Below are 17,863 nucleotides of genomic sequence, written 5' to 3'. Positions count from 1 at the left end.
CTCCGGGCCGGGGTCGTGGGTCATCCTGCGCCGGAAGAAGGAGGGGCGCCGAGGAGGGCCCTCGTCGTCTGTGGCCCGACGGCCGCGGGGAAGAGCTCCCTCGCGGACGGGCTCGCCGCAAGCCTCTCGGAGGAATGGGGGGGCTGGGTGCCCACGCTCGTCGTCGACTCCATGCAGGTCTACGAGGAGATACCCGAGACGACGAACCAGCGCCGCGAGAGGCCGGCCGAACTCGTCGGGGTAGTCTCGGTCGAGGACGAGTGGACCGTCGCGCTCCACAAGCGGCGCGCCGAGGGCCTGATAGGCGGGCTCGGGGATGGGTGGCCCTTCGTCCTCGACGCGGGCACGGGGATGTACCTCAACGCCATAGTGCTTGGCCTCCCACTCGCGCCGAAGGCGTCCGACGAGGCCCGACGGGAGGCGATAAGGGCGTCCGCGGGCGCGGCGAACCCCAGGCGCGCGGCGAGGGAGGAGGAGCTCAGGCTAGAAGGGGCCCCCGAGAGGGGCTCAGTGTGGTCCGGGAGCCCGATGTACGGCGCCTCCTTCGTCTACCTCAGACCCCCGCGAGAAGCCCTCGACCTCCGCATAGCCGGGCGCTCCCGCCAGATCGTGCGCAGGGGCGAGGCCGAGGGCAGGACCCTCAACGCGATGGACCCCAACCCCTCCGTGCGGCAGGCCGTGGGCCCGAAGGAGATGATGCGGCTGGCCTCCGGCGATGTGTCGCGGCAGGAGGCCGAGGAGAAGATAGCCGCTCGCACCAGGCGGCTCGCCAGGCGCCAGATGCGCTGGTTCGACAAGCTCATGCGCGCGCTACCGGCGGGCACCGAGAGGGCGATCGTCGAGACCGCCGAAGATCCCGCGATAAAGCATATAATGCATGATATAATGTGCTCATGGTCATAAACGGGGGACAAGGGCGCGACGGGGCGGAGGGCGAAGCCGAAGAGAGGGTCGTGCTCGTCGCGGCGGGCGAGGATCGCGAGCTCGGGGAGCTCGGCAGGCTCGTGGAGACCCTGGGACTCGGGGTCGTCGGGGAGCTCGAGCAGGGGCGCCGCGACGGGGTCGGCTACCTCGGGCGCGGCAAGCGGCAGGAGCTCCGGGCGCTCGTCGAGGAGACCGGGGCCGGGTTCGTGGTCGCGGACGACGAGTTGACCGCCTCGCAGGCGCGGGTCCTCGAGGGCGACGCGGGCGTCCCGGTCGTGGACCGTACGGCTTTGATCATCAGGATCTTCGCCGAGCACGCGCGGGATGCGGCGAGCAGGATGGAGGTCGAGCTCGCGGAGCTCACGTACAGGCTCCCGAGGATCAAGGGCGGCAACCGCGCGCTCAGCCGTCTGGGCGGCGGCGGCGCGGGCGGCGGCGGCGCCCGGCGTGGCTCCGGCGAGCAGCAGCTCGAGTACGACCGGCGCGTGATCCGGGAGCGCATGTCCTCCATCGGGCGCAGGCTTGAGGCCGAGAGGTCCAACCGCGCTGTCCGAGGCTCGCGGCTCAAGAAGGCCGGTCCTCCGACGGTCTCCCTGGTCGGGTACACGAACGCCGGCAAGACCACGATCCTCAACGCCCTCAGCGGCGAGACCAGGTCGACGGCGGACAGGCTGTTCGAGACCCTGGAGACGACGACGCGCCTGGTAAGCGGCGCGCCCGCCAGCGGCTCCAACGGCGCCTCCGACGGGGCCGCCGGGCCCGACTTCGTGGTCACGGACACCGTCGGTTTCATCAGGAAGCTGCCCACGCAGCTCGTCCACTCCTTCGCGGCCACGCTGGAGGCGGCGCGCGAGGCCGACCTGATCGTGGTGTGCGCCAACGCCGGCGGCGGGATGGTCGAGCTCAGGGAGGAGCTCGACTCGGTGGTCGGCACCCTGGAGGAGGCCGGGATCCCCACGAAGGATGCGCTCCTTTGCCTCAACAAGATAGACCTCCTCGACGAGGGGGGCCTCGCGGCCCTCGAAAGGGATTACCCCGACGCCGTCAGGATCAGCGCCGTCCGAAGCGTGGCGCCGCTCGCCCGGGCCGTACGCCGGAGGATCTCCGGCGGCTTCGTGCGCGCCGAGATCCTGATACCCCACGAGGAGTACGGCAAGGCGGCTCGCCTGTACGGTTCGGCCGAGATACACGCCGAGAAGAGCACCGAGGAGGGCGTGTGGATGGACGTCACGCTCCCCAAACAGGACCTGCCCAAGTACGCCCGCTTCATGGTCGCGGTCTGACCCGGGGCCTCAAGACGCCGATCCGCTCCCCGTCCGCGTTACGCGATGGCTAGGGTCCTCCGCCTCCTCCCGGGCCCTCCGGAGGAGATGGCCGCCGAGGACGTCTACTCCGGCCTGACCTTCCCGACGTCCGGCGTCGAGGGCGCCCGTCCCTACGTGGCCATCAACATGGTCAGCACGCTGGACGGCAAGGCCGCGGTCGGCGGCAAGGCCAGCCCGATAGGGAGCGCCGTGGACAGGCAGATCATGCGCAACATCCGGGCCGCTTTCGACGCCGTCGTGGTGGGAGCGGGCACCGTCCGCACCGAGGAGATGAACCTCTCCGTAACCGACGAGCTCGCCGAGAGGCGCAAGTCCGCCGCCCGCCCGGGCCAACCGTTGGGCGTGGTCCTCGCCGGCGCCGGCGAGCTGCCCCTCGGGAGAAAAGTCTTCCGCCGTCAGGGCCAGCAGACCGTCGTGGTGATATCCGGCGGCGCCACGCCGGAGAAAACCCTCGCCGAAGCCGAAGAGGCCGGCGTACGCGTCCTTCGCACGGAAACCCCCAGCCTCCCGAAACCACACGACGTCCTAGCCGTCCTCCGGGACCGCCTCGGCGTACGAAACGTCCTCCTAGAAGGCGGCCCCGGCGTCAACGGCTCCTTCCTGTCCTCGGGAGTGGTCGACGAGCTGTTCCTGACCCTCAGCCCGAAGATCGCCATGCCCCGCGGCGCCTTCGCCATCGCCGAGGCGCGAACCGCCGGCCACTCCCGCGCGATGGACTTCCACCCGATCTCCGTCCACTGCGCGACCGAGGAAGGAGAACTCTACCTCAGATACCAAAAGCGCCCGCGGAGCCCGCGCGCGTAGCCGGACCGGCAGCCTTCAATTTCCGATAAGTGTAATTCTCGGAAATTGAAGGCATTCTACAGCCATGGCCTTGTCGCCACCCTGCGAAGGCCATAAGGATGGCGCGTGTCAGGTTCGCGGGGTCGTCCTCGACGTTGCGGGAGCCGTAGTGTAGGCCGCGCGCGAGAGCTCTCGCGCCGAGCCGATTGCGTGATCCCCGTTCGGCAACCGGCGTTCGCTTGTTCGTTGGCCCGGGTGGCGTGAGTGTCACGGATTGCTCAGCGGCGATCTTAAGACTCGTACGTGTATTGGCGACCGGTCCGCGCTCGACGCGCACGCTTATTCCGGCGGCCCTCGCGTGGGAGGAGTTTTTGTTCTCCCGGCGCTCCGTGCGCCCCGGCCAGTAACGGCGCGCTTTAGGGTGAAGGAACAGACCCTAGCGGCCCATAGACGCCCCCGTCGGACTCCGCCGGGGGCTTCGAACCCCGTACCCTGCCCTCTTTCCTTCTCGGCCTCTGGTATCGCCTCCGCGGCCCGAAAGTCCTCCTGGTACCGCTCGCGCGCTCCGAGGACGCGCCCCTCGCACACCACATGTGGACGGTCTTTGACCGAGGGCTGAACATGTGGTGCAGGTAGAGATGGCATGCCCCGGAGCTTTGACTATCCCGCGCGGCGAAGCCTATAATAAATCTTAACAGAAGTTACTACTTGTTCGTCTTACGGGAGATCGGGGGCTGGGTTGTTGCGGAGCGCGGGAATACCGACGAGGGTGGCGATAATCTTCGTTCTGGCGGTGCTGTGCCTTTTCGTGGGCCGCATAGGTTGGGCGATGGCCTTCGACAGCGAGGGTCCGGAGAGCATAAGGGCCTCCGAGGTCGCGCAGCAGGGCGGCGAGGACGAGGACCTCTTCGATTGCTCCGACTTCGAGACCGAGGAGGAGGCGCAGGAGCAGCTCGTCGACGGCGACCCCTACGGCCTCGACGAGGACGGCAACGGCATCGCGTGCGACGGCGAGGGCGAGGAGACGCGCTCCGCCTCCCAGGACACCGAGGAGGCGCAGTACGAGCAGGTCCAGTACTCGGACAGCAGCAGCACCGACGACTCGGATTCCGACGACTCTTCCGGGGAGTACCAGTACTCCTCCGCCGACGACTCCGGCAACATCCTCATGGAGGCCGGCGGCCCCGAGAACGGCCCCGCCCCCAGGATGCCCGGCGGCGCCTGCCCGAGCGAGTTCCCCGTCGAGCGCGGGGAGGGCTGCTACAGGTAGGCCGGGAAGCGAACCGACACCGCCGACGCGAGAGGGCCCCCGGTGGATCCACCGGGGGCCCTCTCGTTCTTTGTTTTGCTTGCTTTTATCATCCTTTGTTGTCTGTAGGCGTGTCGGACCCCGCTACGAAGTCGGTAGAGTATTATAGGTATACGCTTTGTTGGCGAGGTCTTCGGCGCGTCGTATGTAGCGGAGGGTGGTCTTGGGGTCGGAGTGGCCGAGGAACTGCTGGATGACGAGGAGCGGGGCCTCGTTTATCGCCATGTTGGTGCCGACGGTGTGCCGGATGGAGTGGGGCGAGATGGCCTTCGTTATGCCGGCGGCGCGGGCGTACTTTTTGACGATGTAGCGGATGGAGCGGGTCGTGAGGGGCTTGTCGCGGCCTTCTCTGGAGGCGAAGAGCGGCTTGCGGGCGTCGGACATCGAGACGAGGCTCTTGCCCGAGAGGAGGACGTGTCGCTGCACGAGGGCCCACAGGTCCGGGGAGACGGGGACCGCCCGGATCTTGCGCCCCTTGCCCTCGACGCGCAGCATCACCTGCCCGTCCCCCACCTCCCGGAAATCGCCGATCCTGAGCCCCACGACCTCCGCCTCCCTCAGCCCCGCCCCGGCCATCACCGCGAGCAGGGCGTAGTCGCGCCAGTTGCCCGTCCTCGCCGCCGAGAGCATCCGCGAGAGCTCGTCCTCCGTGAGGACGTTGTAGGAGGGATCCTGCATGACCTTCGGGCTCTTCGCGAAGAACCTCAGGGCCTCCGGGTTGACCCTCGTGGCGCCCACCATGTACGTGAACGTGAGGAACCGTCGAAGGGCCGAGAGCTTCTTCGCCGCCGTCGCCGCGGCGTAGGTCGCGAGAAGATGCTCCCTGTAAAACGACAGGTCCTCCGCCGTCACGTTCGCGAGGTCTCCGCCCAGGTTCTCCGAGAGGTACCCGAAGAACATCCCGATCTCTGTATTATAGGTTTTTATCGTCGCGGGGCTGGAGAGCGTACGGAGGTATGCGGCGAGGAGACGGCCGGGGTCTGCCGGGGGCTGCGGGGCGGGGGGATCGTTTGCGGCCTGTGGCGCGGGACGGAGGTGTTGGGTGGCGGGGAGGTTGTCGGTGCTGCGGGCGCTGTCGTGTTGGGCGGGGCCGTTCACCGGTGCATCAGGCGTCGTAGGTCAGGAGGGAGGTCACGGGGTACGGGGCGAGGCGCTCGCGGCCGTTGAGGAAGGTCAGCTCGACGAGGAAGGCGACGCCGGCCACGACGCCGCCGGCGTTCTCGACGAGCTGGCACATGGCCCTCGCGGTCCCCCCCGTGGCGAGGAGGTCGTCGACGACGAGGACGCGCGTGCCCTCCCTGATGGAGTCGGCGTGGACGTGGAGCGTGTTCGAGCCGTACTCGAGGTCGTAGGAGGCCGAGATCGTCTCGCGCGGGAGCTTGCCGGGCTTGCGGGCGAGGATCAGGCCCTTGCGGGCGCGGTAGGCGAGCGCGGTGCCGAAGACGAAGCCGCGGGCCTCTGCGGAGAGGACGCGGTCGTAGTCGATGCCGGCGGTGGCCGCCGCGGCGCGGTCCACGGCGGCGTGGAAGGCGGGACCGTCCTCTATGAGGGGGGTTATGTCCTTGAAGGAGATGCCCGGGGACGGGAAGTCCGGGACCTCGCGGACGTGGCGCTCGATCTCCTGTATCGACAGGAGCGCGGGCGAGGAGGTGGCGGAAGGTTCGTCCATCCGGGGGTCAGGAGGCGAAGTTGTCTATCGCCGACGCCATCATCAGCTCCTTGAGGCGCGAGTCGACGGCGGCGAGGTGGCGGGCCTTGTTCACCGCGTCCTGCACCCGCTGCTCGTCGCCGCTCCTGAGCTCGGGGTTCAGGATCTGCTTGAACATCGCGGCCTCCCGCTCGACGGCGGCCATGATGCCGCGCAGGTGGCGGGGCTGGATGCCGTACTTCGCCATCTCGAGCGCCATGCGCGCGATCTCGACGTCCCTCTGGGTGAGGTCGCCGCCCCGCCCGACCACGCCCACGGACTGGAGCTCCTCTACGAAGCGGAGCTCGCTGTCTATGGCGTCCGCGAGCTCCTCGCGCGTGTAGGTCTTGTCCTCGAGGACGCGGGAGAGGTCGCCGCCGGAGTCCGAGGTCCCGACCGGCATGCCGCCCTCGATGCGCTTCTTGATCACCTTCAGGGGGAGGTACTCCTTGTCCTGGAGGGTGAGGATGTACTTGAGGAGCTCGACGTCCTGCGGGGAGAACAGGCGGTAGCCGCCGCGCGTGCGCGTGAGGTTGATGAGCCGCCTCCGTTCGAGGTAGCGCACCTTGCTCACGGAGAGGGTCGGGAACTCCTTGCGGAGCCTCGTGACGACCTCGCCTATCGTATAGTGGTCTTTGGGACCGCCGTTCTCCATCATCGTAAGCCTACTGCTCCCATCCTCGACTGCCATCGCCTACAACACATACAATGCCAAATACGCCCCCTCCGCGCGGCGTTGCGCCGCGCCCCCCGAAGCACGCCCTAGGTCAAGACGAACTTGAAGCGGTACTTTCCTATCTGGATCTCGTCGCCGTTCCTCAGGTCGACGGAGTCCACCCGGACGCGGTTCACGTAGGTGCCGTTCAGGGAGCCGGCGTCCCGGATCCTGAACCCGTTCTCGTTCGGCGCCTCGCGCCTGAAGACCTCGGCGTGCCTGCGCGACACGGTCACGTCGTCCAGAAAGATCTGGCTGTCCGGGCTCCGGCCGACGGTGACCTTCTCGCTGCCGATGTCGTGCATGCGGCGCCCGGCGGTGCCCTCGACCTGGTCCAGCTCGATGAGCGCGGCCCCCTCCGGGAGGCCGTTCTCGTCCTGCGCGAGCTTCTTGCCGGCCGCGTACTCCTCGTCGCCGAAGCTCGGCGCGTAGGAGACGGTGGACTGCGCGTGCACGAGGCGGGTGCCGCACTCCGCGCAGAACTTCATGCCGGGGTTGACCTCGGAGCCGCATTCGGGGCAACGGTTCAAACGCCCCTCCCCCCTCGCCCCTCCCCGCGTCCCCGGAGGAACGGGGCTCTTCGGAGGCGGAGCCCCGAGCAGGACGCGGGCGAGCTCCTCGGGCGAGAGCGCCGCCCCCCCGCGCCGGACGAGCTCCGCCCGGATCAGGTCTATGCGGCCCTGCAGGACGCGCCTGCGGTAGCTCACGTCCCTCTCCTCGTCCGAGAGCGCCTTCAAGCGCTGCCTGAGCTCCTCCTCGGAGAGGTCCGTAAGGTCCGGCTCGCCCTCCCAATCGTAGCGCTGATCTTCCCCACCCCTCGTCTCGTCGGCCATGGCCGGAGTATAACCTCCCCTGAACCTCTAGTACAGTCTCACGGTCCCCGTCCGGGCCCGAGCACGCGCTCGCTACCCCTCCCGGATGAGCCCCTCCACGAGCCCCGCGTACTCGTCGAGCACGCGATCCGCGTTCTCGCCGTCGGCGCCGGTCTCGGCGTAGACGTAGAAGAGCGGGTTGTCCGGGTCCGGGAGCATCAGGACCCACGAGGAGCCCCCGTCTTCCAGGTTGAGCTTGACGCCGTCCGTGAGTATGGCGTCCGGGTCTCCCCCGAACCTCTCGGCGAGCCCGCGCATCACGCGCCCCTTGGCCGCCCACGGGCACTCCAGGCGACGCCGCTCGACGCTCCCGAAGCTCTCGCCGAAGCGGCCCCTAACGGAGGAGAGAGCCCCGTCGCCGTCGCCGCCGCCGAAGGCTTCGAGGGCCCGAAGGAGCGTGATGAAGCAGTCGGGGGCCGGGAGGAAGGCCGGGAAGACGAAGCGGCCGTCGGCGAGGCCCGCGACGTCGGCGCCCTCGCGCGCGGCCTTGAGAGCGACGTTGCCGAGGCCAGCGCGGCTCCGCTGAGCGGCGCCGCCGCCCTCCCGCACCAGGTCGTCGTAGCCGCTGCTCAGGCTTATGGGCAGCACGGCCTTCCGCGGGCGCAGGCGCGAGATGAGGCAGGCGAGCATCACGTCTGGGGGGACGAACTCCCCCTGATCGTCGACGAATTGGACGTCCTCGCCGGTCGGGCCGACGACCGCCCCGAACGCGGCGCCCACGGTCGGGACGATCCGGCCGACGCGATCCAGGGCGTCGGTGAGGCTGGTCCTCCGCGCCCCCGTGGTGGAGGCGTTGGCGTTCGTGAAGCCCTCGACGACGACGGCGCCGATGCCGAGCCGCGCGAAGACCCGGCTCGCGACGAGGCCCGCGACCCCGCCCGAGAAGTCCACGACGACGGTGGCTCCCCGCGTCTTCGTCTCTTTCTGCGCGCTCTCGAGGCGCTCGACGTACTGCTCGACGGCGCGGCCCGGGTAGATCAACTCCCCCACGTCGGGGCCGTGGGCCCTGCGGTACTCCTCGCGGACGAAGACCTTCTCGACGGAGCGCTGCTCGGCCTCGCTCATGGGGGTGGCGTCGGAGGAGAAGAACAGGATCTCGACGTCGTCCGGGTCTTCGCCGGCGCGCATGTGCGCCCCGGCCGAGGACTTGCCCGCGAGGACGTCGTGGCGCACGACGCCCGCGTGTACGGCCCGGAGGTCGCGGACGTTGACGCCCGTGGCCATGAGGGCGCCGGACATGTGGCGCTTGGCGACCTGCGCCGAGCGGGTCGAGTCGCGGCCTAAAGAGACGATCTCGCCGGGGTCGAGCTCCGTGCCGACGGAGGAGGCGAGGCGCACGACGAACTCGGGGGTGAGGTCGACGTTGAACTTGCCCTGGACGATGCCGCCCTTGAAGACCGTCCTCAGGCCCATCGTCTCGTAGATCAGGGACTGCGTGACGTTCGCCCCGCTCTCGACGGTCTTGTGCGGGAAGACCTTGACCTCCGGCGCTATCGTCGCGCCCTCGCCCACGATCACGTCGTCGCCGAGGGCGCTCCGCTCGAGGATGCGCGCCCGCTCCTGGATGTAGGAGTTGCGGCCGACGAGGGCGTCGAGGATCTCCGCCCCCTCCCCGACGTACGTCCCCTCGGCGACGACGCTCCGCTCGACCGACGCGCCCGAGGCAACGACGACGTTGTCCCCGATCACGGAGTACGGGCTGACCCTCGCCCCCTCGTCGACCCTGACGTTCTCCCCGATGACGACGGGACCCTCGAGGGCCTCATCGTCGACCTGGGCGCGGGCGCCGACGTAGACGTTCTCCCTCAGGCGGGTGCCGGGCGGCCTCGCCCCGCGCATCCTGCCGTCGAGGACGTCGCGCTGGGCCTTCATGTACTGCTCGAGCGTCCCTATGTCCTCCCAGTACTCCTCGGTGACGTAGCCGTAGAGCGGGCGGCCGGCGTCGAGTAGCCTGGGGAAGAGCTCCTTGGAGAAGTCGTACTCGCCCTCGGCCGGGATCTCCTCGAGCACGGAGGGTTCGAGCAGGTAGATGCCGGTGTTGACGGTGTCGGAGAAGACCTGCCCCCAGGTCGGCTTCTCAAGAAAGCGCACGATGCGCCCGTCGCCCTCGGTTATGACCACGCCGAACTCCAAGGGGTTCTCGACGCTCTTGAGGACCATCGTCGCCTCGGCCTTACGCTCCTCGTGGAAGGCGAGGACGGCGCCGAGGTCGCAGTCCGTGAGGGCGTCGCCGCTGATGACGAGGACGCGCTCGCCCTTGAGGTGCTCCTCGGCGAGCTTCACGGAGCCCGCGGTGCCCGCCGGGGCGTCCTCGACCGAGTAGCTCATCGAGACGCCCCACTCCGAGCCGTCGCCGAAGTAGTCCCGGATCTCGTCCGGCATAAACTGGAGCGTCACCACGATCTCCTCGATCCCGTGTCGCTTGAGGAGGGTGACGATGTGCTCCATGCACGGCACGCCGACGATCGGGATCATGGGCTTGGGCTGGTTGCTCGTGAGCGGCCGGAGCCTCGTCCCCTGACCGCCGGCCATGATCACGGCCTTCACGAGGGACCCCCGGCGGCCGGCGCGCCCCCCCGAACACGCGAGCGGCGCGAGCGTGCGGGGCGCGAGGCCCCACGACCCGAATGATACATACTCCCTGCCTTCCCCGGCTGCTTCCGCCGGCCGCTGGTGCGGCCTTCCCGTTGCGTTTTTCCTGACGGGTATCTTACCAGCGACGCAGGGGTCCCCCACGAGCGGTTCCGTCCCGCACGCAGGCCGGGGACGGTCTAGCGGCTGCTCTTCAGGCGCAGCTTGACGCTCACGCCCCTCAGGCCGTAGCGCTCGCGGAAGGAGTTCTCCAGGAAGCGGAGGTAGCCGTCGGGGACGTCGTTCGGGCGGGTGGCGAAGACGGAGAAGCGGGGCGGGGCGGTGCCGGTCTGGGTGGCGAAGCGGATCTTGACGTTCCCGGGCGGGGGGGTGCGCGCGGTGAGCTCGTTGACGAACTCGGCGACCTCGTGGGTCGGGACCCTGGTGTTGTACGAGCTGTGCAATCGGGCGGCGAGCGGCACCACGCCGCTCACGCCGGCGCCCGAGAGGGCGGAGATGGCCAGGAGCGGCGGCTTGAGGTCCGTCATGCGGTAGACGACGTCGGCCTCGATCTCCCGCAGCCGGTACTCGTCGACGAGGTCGCTCTTGTTCACGAGCACCCCGCAGCTTCGTCCGGCCTCCTCGATCTGTCGGGCGAGCCTCAGGTCCTCCCCGACGAGCCCTCGACGGCGTCGACGAGGAGCAGGGAGACGTCGGAGCGGCGGATGGCCCTTCGGTCTTGAGCGTCGAGTAGTAGGGGACGCCCGACGCCCTCCTCGCGCTGCGGTTGATGCCGGCGGTGTCGAGCAGCAGGAACCGTCCGCCCGGGACCGAAGCGCCTTCGGGGGCGGAGATCTCGTGGGCGACGGCGTCGGTGGTGGTGCCGGCGACCTCCGAGACGACGGCTCGCTCGGCGCCGAGGAGGCGGTTGAGGAGCGTGCTCTTGCCGACGTTGGGGCGGCCGACGACGGCCACTTTCGGGTACGGGGCCTCCTCCTCGGGCTCCGCCTCCGGGAGGAGGGCGACGATCTCGTCGAGCAGGTCGCCCGTCCCTATGCCGTGGACCGCGCTCACCGCGTGGGGCTCGCCCTCGCCGAGGGCGTAGAAGTCGTAGCGCGCCGTGTCGTCGGCGGGGTTGTCGAGCTTGTTCGCGGCGAGGAGGACGGGCTTGCCCGACCCTCGGAGCTCCCTCGCGATCGCGGCGTCCGCCTCCGTGACCCCGAGCCTGGAGTCGGCGAGGTGGATGATGACGTCGGCCTCCTCGACGGCGACCCGCGCCTGCAGCGTCACGAGAGCTTCGAGGCCGGTCTTGGCCGTGGGCTCCATCCCCCCGGTATCCACGAGCGAGAACTCCCTCCCCGCCCACTCGGCGCGGCTGTAGGAGCGGTCCCGCGTCGTCCCCGGCTCGTCCGCGACCACGGACTGGCGCCGGCCCAGGATCCTGTTCACCAGCGTGCTCTTCCCCACGTTCGGGGCTCCGACGATGGCCACGACCGGCAGGCGGCTCAAGAGACCCCGGCTTTCCTGGCCGAGCCCCTGGTCTCGCCGAGGGCGTAGATCCCGCGCAGCACCCGGTCCGCGACCTCGTCGTAGGACGGCTTGCCCTTTCTCGTCGCGTCCACCCGTATGGGAGCCCCGATGTACGCCCGGAGCTTCCCGCCCCGCAGACGCTCGGAGAAGCTCGGCACCTTATCCATGAACACGGGGATTATGGGTGCGCCGGAGCGGGCGGCGAGCATGGCGACGCCGCCTTTGGGCGGGTCGCCCGGGTCGTATGCCTTGCGGCGCGTCCCCTCGGGGAAGATGCCCAGTGTCCACCCGTGCTTCAGGAACACGAGGGAGCTCCGAAGGGCGCCGCGGCCGCCCCCCTCGCGGTCCACCGGGAACGTGCCGATAAAGTAGAAGAACCTGTCGAACGGAGGGGTAAAGAGCTCCTTCTTCCCCATCCACTGTATGCGCCGGGGGACGGCCATGCACACCAGGACCGGGTCCGCGTACCGGCGGTGGTTGGCGGCCAGGATCACGGGCCCGTCTTCGGGCACGTTCTCGACGCCGTGCACCTCGAACCCGACGAGGAGCCGCGTGAGCGCGCGCATAAGGGCCCTGAAGAGCTTGTAGCGCGGGGACATGATCCTGCGTCCGCCGTGCTTCGGGAAACCGTCTACGGGGCTCACCCTCCCTCGGCCCGCGCGGCCGCGGCGAGGCCCACGACGCGCTCTACGACTTCTTCCAGGGAGAGGCCGGTGGTGTCTATGACGACGGCGTCCGGGGCGGGGACGAGCGGCGAGGCCTCGCGCTCGGCGTCGCGCTTGTCGCGGGTGCGCATCGCCTCGCGGATGCGGTCGAGCTCGGCCTCGCGGTTGGTCTGGGCGGCGCGGCGTCGGGCCCTCTCGTCGGCCGAGGCGGAGAGGAAGACCTTGAGCGCCGCGTCGGGGAGGACGACGGTCCCTATGTCCCGCCCCTCCATCACGGCGCCGCCGAGGCTCCGGGCCGCCGCCCGTTGCCGTTCGACGAGGACGCGGCGCAGCTCGGGGTGCGTGGAGACGCGCGAAGCCGCCGCGGCGACCTCGGGGGTGCGCAGGGCGTCGCCCGGGACCCGCTCGCCGTCGACCCGGACCCCCGCCCCGTCGAGCTCGACCCGCCCGGCGAGGGCGGCGAGCGCCGGGCCGTCGTCCGGGGCGACGCCGTCCCTGAGGGAGAGGAGGGCCACCGCCCGGTAGGTCGCGCCGGTATCGAGGTTCACGATGCCCAGCTTCTCGGCCACCGCGCGCGCCACCGAACTCTTCCCGCTCCCCGCGGGACCGTCTATCGCTACAAGGAAAGCTCGCATCGATCGGGGAGTATAACCGATGCCGGGCGGCAGAACGGGCCTCGCGCTCCGGGGGCTAGGGACCCTCGGCGGGGCTCGCGCGCCGCGTCCTGCGCCGCCACCAGACCGAGGCCGCCACGAGCGCGGGCAGGAGCCACCAGCCGAAGACGACGACGGAGATGACTGCGCCGGCGACCGTCCCGAGAAAAGCCAGCGAAGCTTCCCAGGCCGCCGCGACGGCGCGGACGGGCTCCAGGGCCGGCTCAGGGGTCGCGGGGCCCCGAACCGGCTGGATCCCCAGCGCTATGCGCGAGGTCGTCGCACGGTCTTCGAGAAACTGGATGCGGCCCTGCACCGTCTCGATCTGGCCGCGCAGGTCCGTGAGCTCGCGCTCTATGGCGAGCGCGTCGTCGACGCTCTCTACCTCGCCGTAGAGCCCGAGGAGCCCGTCCTCGGCGGCGAGCAGGTTCCGCTCGCGCGACTCGAGGTCCACGAACTCCTCCGTCACGTCCTCGCCGCCGACGGTGTCGGTCGTAACCTCGCCCAGGCCCGCAACTCCTCGAGCGCCGCCTCGAACTCCGGGGACGGCACAGAGAGGACGAGGTCGGCCGTGACCCCATCGTCCCCGCCGTCCACGCGCGAGCTTGTAACGCTCCCCCCGAACCGCGCGGCGACCTCCTGCGCCCGCGAGGCGGCGCCGCGGACGTCCTCGGACCGCACTTCGAGCTCGGCCGTCTTGACGATCTTCTCGCCGTCGAAGCCCGGCAGGGCGGCCCGCGGGCCCTCCTCGGCCCCACCTTCGACCTGCCGCGCGGCGGACGAGGCAGCGGCGCCGGCGGACGAGGCCGCCTCGTCCCCGGGCGTCGGGGCGAAGTCTGTCTCCGGAGAGGCCTGACCCGCCGACGAACCCGACGACTGCGCCCCGCCCCCTCCAGCACCCCCGCACGCGGCCGAGGCGAACACGAGCAGGGCCGTCAGGGCGATCGGCCACGCGTAGGCCGCGATGTTCCCGTCGAGCGAGGCGCGAAGGCCCGTGCTTGGCGTTGGTGCAAGGGCGCGTTCGGCCGGGCATCGGTCGTTCTCGAACCAGGGGAAGATCCGGGGCATCCTGCCTCCTTCCGCGCCGCACATCCGGCGCTGGCGCGAGAACGCGCGGGCTCTGGCTTACCGTACGCCCTTAGTACAAGGGACGAGCGGGATCGGTTCCCGGCGCACTCCTACCGGACCGTCTCGGCGATCCGAACGGCCTCCTCCCGCGGGATACCTGCCCGCAGGAGGAGCGTTGCTTCTCCCTGCTCCCACAACAGGGCGCCGCCGGGTAGGCGTTCGGCTTCTCCGGGCTGCGGGCGCAGTTTCCGTCCGTCGGGGAACCAGTAGCCCCGGCGACCGCCGACGTCGACCTCCTCGGACGATGGTCGGGAGGCCGTGGCCACCCCCGGGTAGGCGGAGGCGAGGCTCCCGGGTACCTCGACGAGGAGGAGCCCTGCGTCCGTGTCGCCGAGCGGCCGCAGGTCGGGGCCCGGTCCGAAGACGAGGACGACGCCGGCTCGCCGGGGCGAGCCGGCGTCGTAGAGCGCCCGGGGCTCGCCCGTAAGCTCCGGGCTCTCGGGTAGGAGTAGCCTCCCGACCTCGTCACGGGCCTCCGTCATGGTGAGCCTCTCGCCGAGACCGAGGGTCTTCCCGGGCGGCGCCTCGGGTCTGCCGGCGGAGGCCGGTGCATCCCCTTCGGCAGGTTGGGGGGCTGCCTCCCGGGCGTACTCCGCGGAGGATGCGCCGGCCCCCCGGCGGCCCCGCCACCCCCGATGCCCCGGACGACAGGGTGTCCGAGACGGTGGAGCGCACCGCGGGCGAGAGTAGGGACAGGGAGATCAGGAGCGTCGCGGCGGCAGCGGCCCACCGGGGCGTGGCGAGTTTTCGCGGCCAGCCGCGGCGCCGCGCGGCCTCCGCGTCGAGCCTGCGCCGGACGCTTCGGGCGAGGTCGGGGGGCTCGGGGTACTCGATGTGGGAGCCGAGCTCCCGAAGCTCCCTCTCCAGATCCTGCTCCCTATCCGGCATCTTGCTCCTTCCTGAGGGCCTCGCGCAGCCGCCCGAGCGCCCGCGAGAGCCGGGACTTGACCGTCCCGCGCGCGCAGCCGAGCACCTCCGCGGTCTCCGCCTCGGAGAGGTCGAGAAAGTAGCGGTAGCCGATCACGGCCCGGTCCTCCTCGCGCAAGCCTTCGAGGGCTTCGAGCAGCTCCGCCCGCCTCTCCTGCGCGACGAGGGCCGCCTCCGGCGAGAGGGACCCGTCTCCACGCCCGACGCCCTCCTCGGCCGCGCGGAGGGAGAGGCCCACCCTACGCCCCGCGGCCTTGCGCCGGTTGCGCGCCTCGTTGGAGGTTATGGCGAGGATCCAGGGCCCGAACGAAGCCCCCGGCTCGAACCGCGCCAGCGCGCGATAAGCCTTCACGAACGCCTCCTGCGAGGCGTCCTCGGCCTCCGCCGAATCCCCGAGGATCAGGTACGCCGCCCGAAACGCCACGCCCCCGTACGCCCGCACGAGGACCTCGTACGCCGCCGCATCGCCCCCCTCGCACGCTCCACGAGCTTCCAATCCTCCGAAACGGCCCCCAGCCCTCTCCCTTCCCGACCCTGCTACAAAGTACAACCCGAACGGCGCGCAGGTTCCCGAGGAAGCCGGTCAGCACGAGATCCGGACGACCACGCGTCCCCGGCGATGGGAGGGGTGAGACGCCGATCCGGGCCCTCGCGCACTCCGGCGACGCGGCCTTCGCCGCCGGCATCCGCCCGTAGGTGAGGCCCGGCGTCTCGGCTACCGGAGCGCGTCGAGCTTGCGGAAGAAGTCCGGGAAGGTCTTCGTGACGCACGCGGGGTTCTGGATGCTGATCCCGGCCGCCACAAGCCCGGTCACGGCGAAGCCCATCGCCATCCGGTGGTCGTCATACGTCCGGATCGAGGTGGGCCGGGTTTCTCGGGGTATTATGCGGATACCGTTGCGGTGTTCCCGTACGTCCGCGCCGAGGCGGGCGAGCTCGGTGGCGACGGCGGAGATGCGGTCGGTCTCCTGGTGGCGGGTGTGCTCGACGTCTCGGATGGTGGTCGGGCCGTCGGCGAAGGGGGCGATGGCGGCGAGCGTGATCATGGTGTCCGAGAAGGCGTTCATGTCGACGTCGACGCCCCGGAGGCGCCGGGGGCCCTGGACCGCGACGCGGTCCCTTTCGATCCGGACCTCGCAGCCCATCCGCTCTAGCACCTCGGCGAAGCGCAGGTCGCCCTGGGGCGAGGACGAGCCGAGGCCGGGGATCTCCACCCTCCCGCCGGTCACCGCGGCGGCGGCCATAAAGTACGAGGCCCCCGAGGCGTCGGGCTCGACGGGATAGTCGCGGGCGCCGTAGGCCGCGGGCCGGACCGTGAAGCGGCCTCCCTCCTCCTCGACGCCGACGCCGAAGGAGCGCATCACCCCGGTCGTGATGCCGACGTAGGGCTTCGAGACGAGCTCCCCCTCGACCTCGAGCGTCATGCCCTCCCGGGCGTAGGGGGCCGCCATGAGGAGGCCGCTCAGAAACTGGCTGCTCTTGCTCCCCTCGACGCTCGCCGTGCCGCCCCGGAGGCCACCGCCTTCGACGACGAGGGGGAAGCGGCCCTCCCCGTCGGCGTAGCGGACGGCGGCGCCGAGCTCGCGCATGGCGTCCACGAGGTCGCCGACCGGGCGCTCGCGCATGCGGGGGACACCGTCGAGGCGGTACGGGCCCGGGCCCAGGGCGAGGGCCGGCGGGAGGAAGCGCGCCACCGTGCCCGCGTTGCCCACGAAGACCTCGACGTCCTCGTTCGGGACGCGGCCCCCGAGGCCAAGGATCTCGACCTCCCCCCCCTCGCGGTCGGCGCGGACCCCGAAGCCGAGGCGGACGAGGGCGTCCATAAGCCAGTAGGAGTCGTCGCTGAAGAGGGGGTTCAGGATCCTGGAGCGCCCGTCCGCGAGCGCCGCCACGACGAGCGCGCGGTTTGTGACGCTCTTGGAGCCGGGCACCCTCACGGTGGCGTCCACGGGGCGCGACAGAGGCTTGATCTCCAGCTCCACCGGGAACCGCCCCCGCACGTCGTCGACGGTGAAGTCGACGCCGGGCACGCCGGCGACGGGCCTCGTCCGCTCCCCGCTCATGCGCCGCCCCGCAATCCCTTTAGCTCCTCGCGGGTCACCGGGCGGTGGCGCCCCTCGCGGAGCCCGCCGAGGCGCACGGGACCGACCCTCACCCGCCTCAGCCGGAGGAGCCGCAGCCCGACCGCGTCGCAGGCTCGGCGTATTATGCGGTTACGGCCCTCGTGGATCGTCACGTTGAGGGTCGTGTGCTCGCAGGTGCGGCGGGGGTCGGAGATCCTGGGCGGCAGCATCTTGCCGTCTTCGAGGGTGGGGCCCTCGGCGAGGGCCTCGAGGGACCCTTGGGCGACGGGGTTCTTTATGGTCAGCTCGTATTCCTTCTCTATCTCGGAGGACGGGTGGGCGACGCGGTTGGCGAGGTTGCCGTCGTTCGTCAGGAGGAGCAGGCCTGTGGTGTCGGCGTCGAGGCGGCCGACGGGGACGAGGCCGGGGACGCCCTCGGGCATGAGGGAGGCGACGGTCGGGCGGCCGCGGTCGTCGTGCAGGGTGGTGAGGTAGCCGGCGGGCTTGTTTAGCGCCAGGTAGGCGTGGGCGCTCGGGAGCTCGACCGGCCTGCCGTCGAGGAGGACGCGGTCGGTCCCGGGCTCGACCCCCTCGCCGAGGGTGGCCGTCCTGCCGTTCACCCTGACCCGGCCATCCGTAATAAAGGCCTCGGCCTTGCGGCGCGACGGGGCGGCGCCGCTCCGGGCGAGAAACGCCTGGAGTCGCAAGGGGC

16 protein-coding genes and 2 pseudogenes are annotated in these 17,863 nt (G+C 70.6%); 4 read left to right on the top strand and 14 right to left on the bottom strand.

All coding sequences use genetic code 11. The features are described from left to right. Positions 1-15 precede the first annotated feature (15 nt). The 4 genes from GBA65_RS10880 to GBA65_RS10865 all read left to right on the top strand — a co-directional run bounded on the left by GBA65_RS10880 (position 16) and on the right by GBA65_RS10865 (position 4,302). Positions 16-903, top strand: a complete 888-nt coding sequence (locus tag GBA65_RS10880; RefSeq protein WP_166396577.1) for a hypothetical protein — start codon at positions 16-18, stop codon at positions 901-903. Beyond that, on the top strand, positions 894-2,207 hold the full coding sequence (gene hflX, locus GBA65_RS10875; protein ID WP_166396576.1) for a GTPase HflX: 1,314 nt from the start codon (positions 894-896) through the stop codon (positions 2,205-2,207). Before GBA65_RS10880 ends, hflX begins: the two co-directional genes overlap by 10 nt. Positions 2,208-2,294: 87 nt before the next feature. Next, positions 2,295-3,053 carry a RibD family protein gene (locus GBA65_RS10870; protein ID WP_166396575.1) on the top strand — a complete coding sequence of 253 codons (759 nt, stop codon included), beginning with the start codon at positions 2,295-2,297 and terminating at the stop codon, positions 3,051-3,053. Positions 3,054-3,801: 748 nt separating this feature from the next. Then, complete coding sequence (locus GBA65_RS10865; RefSeq protein WP_166396574.1) at positions 3,802-4,302, top strand: hypothetical protein; 501 nt, start codon at positions 3,802-3,804, stop codon at positions 4,300-4,302. Between the two features lie 123 nt (positions 4,303-4,425). Here the strand turns inward: GBA65_RS10865 and GBA65_RS10860 are convergent, their stop codons facing one another. The 14 genes and pseudogenes from GBA65_RS10860 to GBA65_RS10795 form a co-directional block, all read right to left on the bottom strand. Continuing rightward, positions 4,426-5,241, bottom strand: a complete 816-nt coding sequence (locus GBA65_RS10860) for a tyrosine-type recombinase/integrase (protein WP_407691011.1) — start codon at positions 5,239-5,241, stop codon at positions 4,426-4,428. Positions 5,242-5,446: 205 nt separating this feature from the next. Next, a complete protein-coding gene (locus GBA65_RS10855; protein ID WP_207955691.1) occupies positions 5,447-6,010 on the bottom strand; it encodes an adenine phosphoribosyltransferase in 564 nt (187 codons plus the stop codon). Between the two features lie 7 nt (positions 6,011-6,017). Continuing rightward, on the bottom strand, positions 6,018-6,686 hold the full coding sequence (ftsR, locus tag GBA65_RS10850) for a transcriptional regulator FtsR (RefSeq protein ID WP_166396572.1): 669 nt from the start codon (positions 6,684-6,686) through the stop codon (positions 6,018-6,020). 104 nt (positions 6,687-6,790) lie between these two features. Continuing rightward, on the bottom strand, positions 6,791-7,576 hold the full coding sequence (locus GBA65_RS25835; RefSeq protein WP_207955690.1) for an RsiG family protein: 786 nt from the start codon (positions 7,574-7,576) through the stop codon (positions 6,791-6,793). Between the two features lie 72 nt (positions 7,577-7,648). After that, positions 7,649-10,162 carry a sugar phosphate nucleotidyltransferase gene (locus GBA65_RS24290; RefSeq protein ID WP_228281241.1) on the bottom strand — a complete coding sequence of 838 codons (2,514 nt, stop codon included), beginning with the start codon at positions 10,160-10,162 and terminating at the stop codon, positions 7,649-7,651. A 224-nt stretch (positions 10,163-10,386) separates the two neighbouring features. Further along, positions 10,387-10,806, bottom strand: coding sequence for a ribosome biogenesis GTPase Der (locus tag GBA65_RS24285; RefSeq protein WP_228281239.1), 420 nt, complete (start codon positions 10,804-10,806; stop codon positions 10,387-10,389). A 220-nt stretch (positions 10,807-11,026) separates the two neighbouring features. Further along, a pseudogene (locus GBA65_RS26400) lies at positions 11,027-11,635 on the bottom strand (GTPase); the annotation flags it as partial. A 56-nt stretch (positions 11,636-11,691) separates the two neighbouring features. Then, a complete protein-coding gene (locus GBA65_RS10830) occupies positions 11,692-12,360 on the bottom strand; it encodes a lysophospholipid acyltransferase family protein (RefSeq protein WP_166396570.1) in 669 nt (222 codons plus the stop codon). Continuing rightward, a complete protein-coding gene (cmk, locus tag GBA65_RS10825; RefSeq protein WP_207955689.1) occupies positions 12,357-12,962 on the bottom strand; it encodes a (d)CMP kinase in 606 nt (201 codons plus the stop codon). Before cmk ends, GBA65_RS10830 begins: the two co-directional genes overlap by 4 nt. 109 nt (positions 12,963-13,071) lie before the next feature. Continuing rightward, positions 13,072-14,102: pseudogene (locus GBA65_RS24275) on the bottom strand (DUF4349 domain-containing protein). A gap of 110 nt (positions 14,103-14,212) precedes the next feature. After that, a complete protein-coding gene (locus GBA65_RS10810) occupies positions 14,213-14,644 on the bottom strand; it encodes a hypothetical protein (RefSeq protein WP_166396567.1) in 432 nt (143 codons plus the stop codon). A gap of 395 nt (positions 14,645-15,039) precedes the next feature. Then, a complete protein-coding gene (locus GBA65_RS10805; protein ID WP_207955688.1) occupies positions 15,040-15,531 on the bottom strand; it encodes an RNA polymerase sigma factor in 492 nt (163 codons plus the stop codon). A 273-nt stretch (positions 15,532-15,804) separates the two neighbouring features. Then, positions 15,805-17,151, bottom strand: a complete 1,347-nt coding sequence (gene aroA, locus GBA65_RS10800) for a 3-phosphoshikimate 1-carboxyvinyltransferase (protein WP_166396565.1) — start codon at positions 17,149-17,151, stop codon at positions 15,805-15,807. Continuing rightward, the gene (locus GBA65_RS10795; protein ID WP_166396564.1) at positions 17,148-17,858 is read right to left on the bottom strand and encodes a pseudouridine synthase; all 711 of its coding nucleotides are present in this window, start codon (positions 17,856-17,858) and stop codon (positions 17,148-17,150) included. Before GBA65_RS10795 ends, aroA begins: the two co-directional genes overlap by 4 nt. Positions 17,859-17,863: the final 5 nt, after the last annotated feature.

It is taken from the genome of Rubrobacter marinus, assembly GCF_011492965.1.
Classification (GTDB): Bacteria; Actinomycetota; Rubrobacteria; order Rubrobacterales; family Rubrobacteraceae; genus Rubrobacter_F; species Rubrobacter_F marinus.
This window is presented reverse-complemented; position numbering and strand designations above follow the sequence as displayed.

Bases quoted from the DNA above. Each gene is read 5' to 3' on its own strand.
- hflX (WP_166396576.1), top strand. From the start codon at position 894: ATGGTCATAAACGGGGGACAAGGGCGCGACGGGGCGGAGGGCGAAGCC.
- GBA65_RS10870 (WP_166396575.1), top strand. From the start codon at position 2,295: ATGGCCGCCGAGGACGTCTACTCCGGCCTGACCTTCCCGACGTCCGGC.
- GBA65_RS10860 (WP_407691011.1), bottom strand. From the start codon at position 5,241: ATGTTCTTCGGGTACCTCTCGGAGAACCTGGGCGGAGACCTCGCGAAC.
- GBA65_RS10855 (WP_207955691.1), bottom strand. From the start codon at position 6,010: ATGGACGAACCTTCCGCCACCTCCTCGCCCGCGCTCCTGTCGATACAG.
- ftsR (WP_166396572.1), bottom strand. From the start codon at position 6,686: ATGATGGAGAACGGCGGTCCCAAAGACCACTATACGATAGGCGAGGTC.
- GBA65_RS25835 (WP_207955690.1), bottom strand. From the start codon at position 7,576: ATGGCCGACGAGACGAGGGGTGGGGAAGATCAGCGCTACGATTGGGAG.
- GBA65_RS10810 (WP_166396567.1), bottom strand. From the start codon at position 14,644: ATGACGGAGGCCCGTGACGAGGTCGGGAGGCTACTCCTACCCGAGAGC.
- aroA (WP_166396565.1), bottom strand. From the start codon at position 17,151: ATGAGCGGGGAGCGGACGAGGCCCGTCGCCGGCGTGCCCGGCGTCGAC.